The sequence below is a fragment of the Bacillus sp. RB3 genome, assembly GCF_030164735.1.
Lineage (GTDB): Bacteria > Bacillota > Bacilli > Bacillales > Bacillaceae_G > Bacillus_A > Bacillus_A cereus.
Genome location: NZ_JASNGE010000018.1, coordinates 1 through 10211 on the forward strand (window position 1 = coordinate 1; position 10211 = coordinate 10211).

The window sequence follows — 10211 nt, forward strand, 5'->3', positions numbered from 1 at the left end:
ATTTGGAACTAAGGCTGCTTAATGAAAAGACACCTAATCTATTACTGTCTACTTGACAGGGGTAAGACCATTCAACAGGAGTCATCTTTTTCAATTTCATTGATATGCATAGTGATTATTGATAGATGCATTGTGATGATCTAAAGTGGCTACTAGAGATACTCCTTCATATTCAAGCAGAACAATTCTAATGTTGTTATCATATATTTTGTTATTGGTAACTTCAAAAGAATCCACATTCCCATTCACAGCAATGGCTTCACTTAATCCTAATTTCAAATTTGCTACTTCGTTATTATCGATGACAATATGATTTAAATTATTTTGTGCACTAGATGAAGTACCGTATACAGCAATGCCATGTGCGTTTCCATTCTTTACATTTGCTTCAATGTGGTGAATATAATTATTTCTAATATCAATATAACTTCCTGTTCCAGTGATATAAATACCAATAGGGGTTGCGTTAACTTTCGCTGATTTTAAATTGCGAAATTCTAATCCTATTACTTGAATATAGTTTTTGTCTTCTATTGTAAATAACCCATCATACCCTAACTTGACTTTAGAAATTTAATTATCTAGCAAGTAGCATACCTAAATTTATTTTTGGGATTATCTGCACAAGCGGTAGATTTTTCATCTTTTAATATTAATAATTTCACAAAGAATGAAGTCATTGAATTATTGAAGATATTAAGATTAACGTTTGAAAAATAGATAGTTCTGTATCAGCCACGTTTAAAACTAATTACATTATTAGGCATATTTCAATTGCATATTTTAATACTATAAAAAACAAGAAAGGGCTAGGAAAATTAAGAAAATTACGGGTATAGATTTTGGTCTAAAAGAGAAACTCTCTAATATTTTGACTATCATTTGAATTTGTAATAGAAGCTTTTAAAATATGTACAAGCTTACTTTAGGAGTTTGGGATATAATGTCTGAGGGGAGAATTTATACCGAGGATTTTCTTTCTTAAAAACAATCTTTTTAAGTATTGACTTGAGAAGGCAGATTTTTCGACTTATGTTATATTAGATAACTTTAGGTTTAATATAAATGAAAAAGCACCCATAATGGATGCTGGTTCTGGTCGTATACTTCTAATCAGAAGAGGATTTTCTTGTTTTCATTTTTGAGTATTTTAAATACACTTTGGATGAAAAATCGCAAACATAAAAAGTTCCCTCTTCCTCTTTGTACTTTTCATGGAGTACACTTCTTTTATCATCGATAATAAAATTGTGTATTAATTTCAACTTTTCTATTTGTTCTTCACTTAAATTTTCTACAAGATATTGTGTTTTATGTTTATCTATCAGTTGTTGATTAAGATATTTATAAAAAAAGCTCATAAATAAAGGAATGAATATAACGAATAATATAAAATTTTCTCTGTTATTTTGTATTATATTGAAATTAATATTGAAAAAAGCCCAATAAAAAATCATAAAATTGATCATGTTGAGTATGGCAAGCCATCTAATAGCATTACAGAATAGACCGTATTTTTTAGGTTTAATAAAGGGCAGAATAGCTGTTATTATTACCAGTATTAGAAATAAGGAATAAAAAGAGAGTTCAATCCCTTTATGTAATGGTTTTAAAATCAAAAAATAATTATTTGGTATGCTAGGAATGAAAAATTTAAAATAAAGTGCAGGGAGAATAAAAACAAATATTCCTGAAAGGGCTATACTTTGCACAAACGTAAAAATATCCATTTGCTTACGTTTAGTTTTATCTTTAAATAATTGATCAAATTCTTTGGTTGTAGACGCTTCAAGATAGAGGTTACTAAATCCTTTTACAATCCCCCAAACTCCTACAGCTGCACCTACAATTTTAGCTATGTCAGCAATTTCGTTAAATGACATGTATTTATAAATCCTCCTTTTGGGATGGTTTGAAATATTAATTATTATATCATGATTAATTAATATTTAGGTATCTGCTATGCATAAATCCTTTCTAAAATTGAGATTAAGTATTTTCATAACATTATGTGGAGATATTCAATCAAGGATTTAATGGGAAAGGGCTTCTGAAAACATACGACTCATTACATAATCAAATGTTTAATCAATCTTATAGAGCAGGAGCACTGACATGCATAGTGTTAATTTTCAAATTCAGTAGAACTTTAATGAATTCGTTATGCTTCATGCCTTATATAAACAAAGATGAATACCCCAAACAGAATCCGCCTTTTTGTGTATCATGAATTGCAACAATTTCTAATAATCATATAATCTTTCCGCATATTTTTATGTTTCTGTTTGTTTTTTAGGGAACTTTGCAACAGAACAATGAATAGCAGAAATTGTTAGTAATGTAATTAGAAAACATTTTTAAAGAATTGGGCGAGCCACGCATGATGTTATGAAAAGTTTATGATATATTTATCTAATATGATAAAGGTATGTTAATAAATTTACGAATTCTATTATGAAGCGAAAAGATTCATAAGTTTAGCTACCGATTTAACTAAAAGGAGATGAAGCATTCAATGCTATTTGAAGGTTTATTAGATGAGTGGAGAACAAAAGACATTAATTTTGTAGTGGATGTTGTAGAAAAATTCTGTATTAGAAATAATTTGAATGGTATAGATGGAATAAATGGTTTGCTCAGTTATGTGAAAAAGATTATAGCAAATGAAAAGTTTGCAGAGAATAAGCCCCTATTAAAATCTTTTGGTGAAACTGCATATACTTTATGGGCATTGGATAAATTGGAAAACGGTCATTTAGCAGATACCATTGCTAAAAATATGGTGGTTGGTGGAGATTTTGGCGAAACAGGTGCCTATCAGTCCGGCGAAACTGGCAATTATTTTAGAAACTTTGAACTGCAATTAGCCATTGCAGTAAGACTACTCGAAGGTGGTCTAAGCTTTAATGAGGGGGGGGAGGGGGAACCCGATTTTATTTTAAACACGGGGACATTTGTAGTAGAAGTAAAGGCACCTGCTTCTAAGTTAGCGCTTTTACAGAACATAATAAAGGCCGTTAAACAAATAGAAATGTCTGGGAAAAAGGGAGTGATTATTGTAGTTTTAGATCATATGGTTGTACGAAATATGGTACAAGGTGTGATGGAAGATTTGCCTATACAAATTCAAGATATTATTTTGTCAGTTTTACCCCAAGATCCTGATTTTAATACTATTGGTGTCATTGCTGAATGGGTGAATTGGGAAGAGGATGATCAACATTTATCAACTGTTCAACCAATTATGAGCAATTATAAATTTATTGATGTAGAGAATCGAGAAATTATAAAAAAGGTTTGGCAGGCACTCTCTATAGATGATATATCTGAATTTCCTATTTTACATAGAGAAACACAGAATAGTTTCAACTATAATAAGGATTTAATACAGAATATCGATATATCAAGGGAAGGGAAAGAGTTTTATCAGTCTATATGGGGGGAAGATTAAATAAGCACGGATAAAGCCACTTTTATCAACCAATGGTTCTTGCGAGTCAAGGATGCGTATGTGAAAGTCAAAGATCAATGGACGTTCCTATATCGTGTTAGTGGTTCAAAAGGAAGAAATACAATTGGTTTTTATTTAAGCAAAACAAGAGATCATAGGGTTTACTAAAGATATAATTAATGACTAGGAGAAATAGCTAAAAATGAGAATTGTAGGAAAATATTCGAGTGGAGAAGTAATAGATTTACATATTGGTGATCTAACGGAAAAGAGAGAATAAATTTTGAATAAATGGTTATGGATTATAAAACAGTAGATAATCGTATATATCAATAAAATAAGAATTACTACTTTTTACAACAAAAGAATGGAGAGAGTGTACTATTGGAAATTTTGAATTTTATAAAGCAAAATGCTTTCTTACTGACGGTAGTGAGCATTTGCTTAAGTATCTATTTTTATCGAAAGAACAAGAAAAAGAAAGAATTATCATATCAAGAAATATCTACGACACCGCTAATTACACAAATGCATAAAAGAGTTAGTATTCATATTGATGATATTGAAGTTAAACATAATTTGAATTTGGTTATATTAAAAATATCAAACAGTGGTAATGAACCTATAAGAAAAGAAGACTTTGAAACGGATATCTTAATCAATTTTACAGACTACTATAGAACAGCCAAAGTGTTTGATGCAGAAATATATAAGAAGAGTCCAAATGATTTACAATGCATCATTTATAACGATAATTCTGGAGAAAATTTGGGAATCAAACCTTTGTTGTTAAATCCAAAAGATGAATTAACTGTAAAGCTCCTTGTAGGTGATTATGATAAATTAGAATTATCCAGCAGAATTGTTGGTGGTAATATCATTCGTATAAACAAAAAAACTAAAACATGGAGAGAGAGACTCAACGAACCTAATTTAATGTTTGCTTTGATCTTCGTTGCCTTTATACTGAATTATATATATCAAATAGTAACCACAATTTACAAGTGATACTATAAGAAAAGGGTAGTGACAAACTACTCTTTTTTTTAACAACTAGAAGTTCGCACGAAATACTAATTTGATACGGTTTCTACAACTATGCCCCCGGAGAGGCTCGAACTCAAGACCTCCACCCTGTCAAGGTGGAGGTCTTTTAAATAATCTAGTCTTCTCTTTGTATTATAAACTCCCAAAACTTTTTTAATTCCTCACGTTTTTGAGGAGTCGCATTGCTTATATCTTTAAACCATTGGTAAAGGGCAGGATCTTGTATGTCTGTAACTTGTTTTATTTTAGTTGTACCGAGGAGGTAATCAATTGATACTTCAAAGAAAGTGGCTAATTTTATCAATGTATTATAATCGGGTTCACGATTTCCTTGTTCATACATTGCATATGTAGTTCGGGCGATCCCTAGTTGTTTTGCCATGTCTTCTTGACGCAGTTTGCGTTCTTTTCGAAGAGTGTGTAGTCTTGTGCCAAACATATGCTACCTCCTTTTAGATGTTTTCTATATCAATTATAACGTCACAATATGTAACATTTGATAAAATACACGAAATGTGTAAAAAATGTTGAATTTATAATTTTTTTCATGTAATGTGATTGTTAGATACACATTTTGTGACAATAAAAGGAGGGGAACAATGAGGTTATGGTTATTGGAAAAACGCAAATATAGACAGAAAACACAGGATTATATTGCATATAAGGCAAGAATATCTAGAAGTATGTATGCAATGATTGAAAGTGGTGAAAGAAATCCAAGTGTTCCTGTTGCAAAGAATATAGCTAAGGTACTAAATTTTGATTGGACTCTTTTTTTTGAAGATTAATGTCACGTTTTGTGTAATTAGAAACGTGATAAGTTATGTTTCTATAGTTTTTTCCTAAAACGAAATAAATTATTAGTTATTTTTAAGAAAATATTAGATAAGGGAAGTGTTTAATGTGAATATAAAAAGATTTGAAATGCGTGAAAAACGCTTAGCAGAACTGTTAGGTGCAAAGGTACTATGGGAATTTATAAGTGCCGTAACAGAGGAAATTGAAAAACAAGAATTAGAGCCGACACCAGGTTTACTAAAAGACCTATTCATACATGTGAAAGAAACTATTCAAATTCAAAATATGAATCAACGCATAACAAAAGCCCCTGTAAAAACAGAGGCTGATGGTATAAATAAAGATACATTATTTATGGAAGCATATGTAGAATTAATTAATCATAAGTTTGTTATTTCTGAATTAGCTGTAGAGCTTTCATCTGTTCTAAAAGAATTAAATTGTTTTGTTCAATCATCTTTGCCACAGCTTCAAAGTGAGCTTGATTCTCAAGAACCTCAATCTGCTTCTCTTTAGGGAGTGATTGAAGTATTTCTTTTATTTCTTTACACTCATATATGTTATTCTCCGAGTCTTCAATTAATTTATTGCGTCGATTGGTGTATTCAAGTGCACCTAAAGTCGCTAATGCGCGAGGATCTAATCCTAGAATTTCCATGTATTCCTCTCCTTTCCTCTACAATAATTCGATAGGGGAAAGGAGATTCCTTTAATGATTTGGTAAAATTGTGAAAGGTGACACTTATGTTAACTTGAATATCTTTTACTAACTTATTCTGTATAAAAAATAGCTGCACTCAAGTACAGCTAGTCTTCTTCACAAATTTATATGGCCTTGATGACGAATTGAGATTGAGGTATATATAGTAATTGAGCTGTTAAGGAAGTTGTTGTATTAGCAAATGGGTATGCTTCCTTATAAAGAAAATTACTATACACTATTTCATTCATTTCATAGGTCGTACACAGTTTTTTTAGGATTCTTTGAGAAATTTTATTTGTACAAGCAGCAATAAAATCATAATCTCTTTTACTTATTTCTTGAATGGCATGTGAAAGAAGGGTAGTGACTATACCACTTCCCATCCAATCTGGATGACAAGCGCCCATATCTAGATAGACCAATTTTTCTTTATCTAAATGAGAAAACTCAACAGATTCTGTCTCTAATGTATCTAAAAGTTGAAAAATAGGTTCCATTTGCGGGCATAGTTCAATCGCTTTCTCTGTATCTATTAGTGGCTGGGTTACTTTTTTTGTTAAAAGAACTCCAACAATTTGAAAATTTTCTATTGCTACAAATGACATAGCTTGAGATACAGCTTGTTTCATCATTTCTTCGCACATTTTGTGAAAAGGAGCAAAAGGAATTTGTAAACTGCTTACAAGCGGTTCATTATTCACAAAAGAATGTGCAAGTAAATGTGCTGCATCTTTTACGTGGTGTGTATCAAGTAGCTCTATATTCATATGTTTTTCCTCTTTCCTGATATAGTTAATAGTAATTAAAAGGGTTAAAAATTTTATTTCATTTAGTTAAGTTTAACTATTAAAGCGCTAACAAAAATGGTTATTAAACATATGAATGAATCTGTTTAGTAGCAATCGAAATATGTTTATAAAGAAATTCTACGATATCATCTATACATTCAACAGTTGTATATGGAGAGATAGAAAAGAACTTTAATGTAGAAATCGGATTTCTATCATAACTGTTTATTACATCTACTACACAAGAACGAGTTGTATCACCAAAAAATACTTGATCGCGATTTTTTCCTAGGTAATTAAATAGTTCTATATTTAATCGGTTTGTATCCTCAATTTCTTCCTTTGTTGCAAGTCCTATTCGTTCTTTTTCCCAATTTTCTTGGCCATCTCCATTCAGATAGAAACGGAAAGTTGTAATTGGTCCATATGTAAAATCATTTGTGATTGCGACTTGAGGGAGGGCCTTGCGCAACTTCTCTCTAAATAATAGATTTACACGAATATAGTTTGCTAATAATTTTTGATATCCTTCAATTCCAAAGGCTAATAGATTGATATACATCGGAATAGCACTACCAGCTCGAGAACATTCTAAGGTATAGCCTGTATGATAACTCCCATATGATCTATTACCAAGATAAGGTGTATCATCTTGTTCAATGTCCATCAGTTGTAAATCAGTATGATTTTTTACGATTAGAATACTTGAAGCATAAGGTGTTTGTCCTAATTTATGAAAATCAAAACATACACTGTCTGCAAGGGACATATATTGCATTTTATCTTGTACGTATTGTAAGGCATTTTTCACATTAGGTTCAAATGAGAGTGAATTTTCTTCAAAACTATAATTATTAAAGAAACTATAGAATCCGCCCATTGCAGAATCAGCATGGATATAAATAGGTTTTAATTTATATTTCTCCTGTATTGTTTCAGCACTCTCTTTAATTTTTTTTATATCATCAATGGTAAAAGTATCTGTTGACCCCATAGTAGCTAGAATATAAAGGGGAATACCGCCATTTTCAATAACTTGTATCATTTTATTCTCTAAATCTTCTATATCCATAGAGTTTGTATAAGGATCAGTTTTCACTTTTATTAAGTGATTTGACCCAATGCCAGTTGCTTCAGCTGACTTTAATAAACTATAATGTGCGTTTTCAGAAGCAAAGCAATATACATTTTGTGGAGCACCATATTCTTTTGCTGATGGGAATTGTTTAGAAATTGCTAAGCGCAAGCTCGAAAACACGCATCCTTGTCCACCCCATGTTGTATAGCCGCCGCTGTTATGTGGATTATAACCTATCAGTTTTGAAAGCATGGATACCACTTTTACTTCTGCTTCTGCTGCCCCTGGACCGTATACATCCCAAACACCATTACCATTTAAAAGGGCCATGGTTATTACACCTAATAGAGAAGGTATACTTGGTAGTGGTACAGCGTTAGACAAGTAATATTTATTTGGATAAGGATGACCATTCATAAATTGGTTTAGTTCTTCTATAACCTCAGACATATTGATGCCAGCTAGTGGAATATGACTTTGGTGAATTAAGCTATTGTAGTATCCTTCTGATTTTTCCTCACATTTACCTAAAGTAGCTCGCTCTTCATTTTTTAATCGGTCAAGATTTTTGATTATTTTCTGCATAGATTCTAATAAAAGTTGTTGTTTTTCTTCATTTCCGTCAACGCTCGGAAATAGCTTTAAAATATCTTGCATGCAGTCACTTCTCCTTGTGAAAAACTGGATTTTTATTTTACTTGGTTAAACATAAGGGTATAATAATTTGTAATTTCCCTTTCGAATACTTAGAAATGAGGAGCTTTTTAGAAAAAAATGTAATTCCATAGAAGATTATATGAACTATGGAATTTAAAGTAAAGAAAATTTTTTTGATTTATTTAAAAAAAGTAATTGTGAGATAATAAAGTTTCTAAAAATATTTCTGAATTAATTATTTATTTGGTTTTCATGTTACCATAGCATGTATTTAACTAATGTAGTAGATATTTTAATATAATGTAAAACGTATTATAAGGTAGTTGAATAAAAGGGTTCAACTACCTTATAAACTGTAGAAATTGTTGGGGAAAGATAAAAAATAGGGTGGAAGTGCTAAAGATATGTTCTAGTTGGGAAGAAGTAGTAGTATGGATTTGGCAGAAGAATCAGCATAATTTTTGTAGGTGAATAATGATTTGATTAAAGCTTTTTAATGAATTCTATTTCATTATCTAATAATAATGGACGAGTTAAGTGTGAAGAGTTTTCTTCAACCTGAGTAGAATTTTTTGCGCCAGGAATAGCAACTGAAACGGCTGGGTGACTTAAAACATAACGTAAAGCAACTTGCGCTAAACTTCGATTTGAACGTACAAGTGAACGTAATTTCTCTACTGTGTTTAAGCTATCTTTAAACCACTTTTCTTTTGGCCAATCTTTTCTTAAATCATCGTCTGGAAATTGAGTTTCATGATTAAATTTCCCAGTTAAAATTCCCATCTTAAGTGGACCTCTTATCACAGCACCTAAATTATGTTTTTCAATATAAGGAAGGATGTCTTTTTCAGGTTCTTTATTCAAAATACTATAATCGAATTGTACGACATCTAAATCATTATTCTGATTAAAATGTTTTATATAATCTAAATCATTAGTAGAAACGCCAACAGCTCTCACTTTTCCAGATTTTTTTAAGGTTTGGAAAGCTTGTAGAAAGGCTTCTGTTTCTTCTGGTTTATCCCACCAAATATGACAAAAGTACACATCTATATAATCCGTTTTAAGCCGTAGTAAACTAGCCTCAAACGCATCAATGATCTTTTGAGGATCTCCATAAACGGCTGGTTGATTTGGGTCATAATGATGACCAATTAATCCACCTTTTGTAGAAAGAATTATATCCTGCCTGCGATTATTTATGGCTTTTGCAACGAGTGTTTCACTATGACCTAATCCATAAACATCAGCAGTGTCAATAAAATTGACCCCTAGGTCAATTGCTTTTTCAATTGCATCAATGGATTCATTATCTTTTACTGCTCCCCATTCATCTCCACCAATTGCCCAAGAACCGAATCCTATCTCTGAAACTATTAATCCTGTGTTACCTAATAATCTATATTCCATTATGTACGGACTCCTCCTTTACAGTTTATGTTATTAGAAATATATATAGCGACCAGTTGGAATATTCTTGAATTTATTTTTGGGGTATAAATTAGGTTATTTCCTTTAATAAAATATGTAAGATTACTGTATAAAAAGAAATTAGAATTATTAGTGAAATGGTTTTTTATGCTTAAATTGAATAAAAGTATGAACCGTTAAAGTATAAATATGAGTTTTATTCATTATTTTAATAACTATGCAATAAGCGAAATAAATGTTGAATTTAGTCGGAAAATA

General features: G+C 30.9%; 9 protein-coding genes and 2 pseudogenes. 5 read left to right on the forward strand and 6 right to left on the reverse strand.

The features are described 5' to 3' along the window. Positions 1-114: 114 nt before the first annotated feature. Together QO049_RS20685 and QO049_RS20690 are read right to left on the reverse strand one after the other, a co-directional pair. Positions 115-570: pseudogene (locus QO049_RS20685) on the reverse strand (DUF5123 domain-containing protein); the annotation flags it as partial. A gap of 539 nt (positions 571-1109) precedes the next feature. Beyond that, positions 1110-1883: a hypothetical protein gene (locus QO049_RS20690; RefSeq protein WP_284489417.1), complete on the reverse strand. Its 774-nt coding sequence runs from the start codon at positions 1881-1883 to the stop codon at positions 1110-1112. Between the two features lie 632 nt (positions 1884-2515). Between QO049_RS20690 and QO049_RS20695 the strand changes: the two genes are divergently transcribed. From QO049_RS20695 to QO049_RS20705, 3 genes and pseudogenes are all read left to right on the forward strand, one after another. Further along, entirely contained in the window at positions 2516-3451 is a 936-nt protein-coding gene (locus QO049_RS20695) for a hypothetical protein (protein WP_284489418.1), read from the forward strand. Positions 3452-3493: 42 nt separating this feature from the next. Continuing rightward, positions 3494-3610 (forward strand): annotated as a pseudogene (locus QO049_RS20700) (DDE-type integrase/transposase/recombinase); the annotation flags it as partial. Positions 3611-3835: 225 nt separating this feature from the next. Continuing rightward, the gene (locus QO049_RS20705) at positions 3836-4459 is read left to right on the forward strand and encodes a hypothetical protein (RefSeq protein WP_201039922.1); all 624 of its coding nucleotides are present in this window, start codon (positions 3836-3838) and stop codon (positions 4457-4459) included. A 154-nt stretch (positions 4460-4613) separates the two neighbouring features. Here QO049_RS20705 and QO049_RS20710 read toward each other — a convergent pair whose 3' ends face one another. After that, positions 4614-4937, reverse strand: coding sequence for a helix-turn-helix domain-containing protein (locus tag QO049_RS20710; RefSeq protein ID WP_284489419.1), 324 nt, complete (start codon positions 4935-4937; stop codon positions 4614-4616). A 160-nt stretch (positions 4938-5097) separates the two neighbouring features. Here QO049_RS20710 and QO049_RS20715 point away from each other — a divergent pair, with 160 nt between their 5' ends. Further along, on the forward strand, positions 5098-5286 hold the full coding sequence (locus QO049_RS20715) for a helix-turn-helix transcriptional regulator (RefSeq protein ID WP_284489420.1): 189 nt from the start codon (positions 5098-5100) through the stop codon (positions 5284-5286). A 115-nt stretch (positions 5287-5401) separates the two neighbouring features. Beyond that, a complete protein-coding gene (locus QO049_RS20720) occupies positions 5402-5812 on the forward strand; it encodes a hypothetical protein (protein ID WP_284489421.1) in 411 nt (136 codons plus the stop codon). 309 nt (positions 5813-6121) lie between these two features. Here the strand turns inward: QO049_RS20720 and QO049_RS20725 are convergent, their stop codons facing one another. From QO049_RS20725 to QO049_RS20735, 3 genes are all read right to left on the reverse strand, one after another. After that, positions 6122-6766, reverse strand: coding sequence for a GNAT family N-acetyltransferase (locus QO049_RS20725; RefSeq protein WP_284489422.1), 645 nt, complete (start codon positions 6764-6766; stop codon positions 6122-6124). 103 nt (positions 6767-6869) lie between these two features. Continuing rightward, positions 6870-8522, reverse strand: coding sequence for a pyridoxal phosphate-dependent decarboxylase family protein (locus QO049_RS20730; RefSeq protein ID WP_284489423.1), 1653 nt, complete (start codon positions 8520-8522; stop codon positions 6870-6872). A gap of 483 nt (positions 8523-9005) precedes the next feature. Next, on the reverse strand, positions 9006-9932 hold the full coding sequence (locus QO049_RS20735; protein WP_277510178.1) for an aldo/keto reductase: 927 nt from the start codon (positions 9930-9932) through the stop codon (positions 9006-9008). Positions 9933-10211: the final 279 nt, after the last annotated feature.

What these genes read in the sequence shown, in the direction of transcription:
- QO049_RS20690 (WP_284489417.1), bottom strand. Translation starts at nt 1,883, where the DNA reads ATGTCATTTAACGAAATTGCTGACATAGCTAAAATTGTAGGTGCAGCT.
- QO049_RS20695 (WP_284489418.1), top strand. Translation starts at nt 2,516, where the DNA reads ATGCTATTTGAAGGTTTATTAGATGAGTGGAGAACAAAAGACATTAAT.
- QO049_RS20710 (WP_284489419.1), bottom strand. Translation starts at nt 4,937, where the DNA reads ATGTTTGGCACAAGACTACACACTCTTCGAAAAGAACGCAAACTGCGT.
- QO049_RS20715 (WP_284489420.1), top strand. Translation starts at nt 5,098, where the DNA reads ATGAGGTTATGGTTATTGGAAAAACGCAAATATAGACAGAAAACACAG.
- QO049_RS20725 (WP_284489422.1), bottom strand. Translation starts at nt 6,766, where the DNA reads ATGAATATAGAGCTACTTGATACACACCACGTAAAAGATGCAGCACAT.
- QO049_RS20730 (WP_284489423.1), bottom strand. Translation starts at nt 8,522, where the DNA reads ATGCAAGATATTTTAAAGCTATTTCCGAGCGTTGACGGAAATGAAGAA.
- QO049_RS20735 (WP_277510178.1), bottom strand. Translation starts at nt 9,932, where the DNA reads ATGGAATATAGATTATTAGGTAACACAGGATTAATAGTTTCAGAGATA.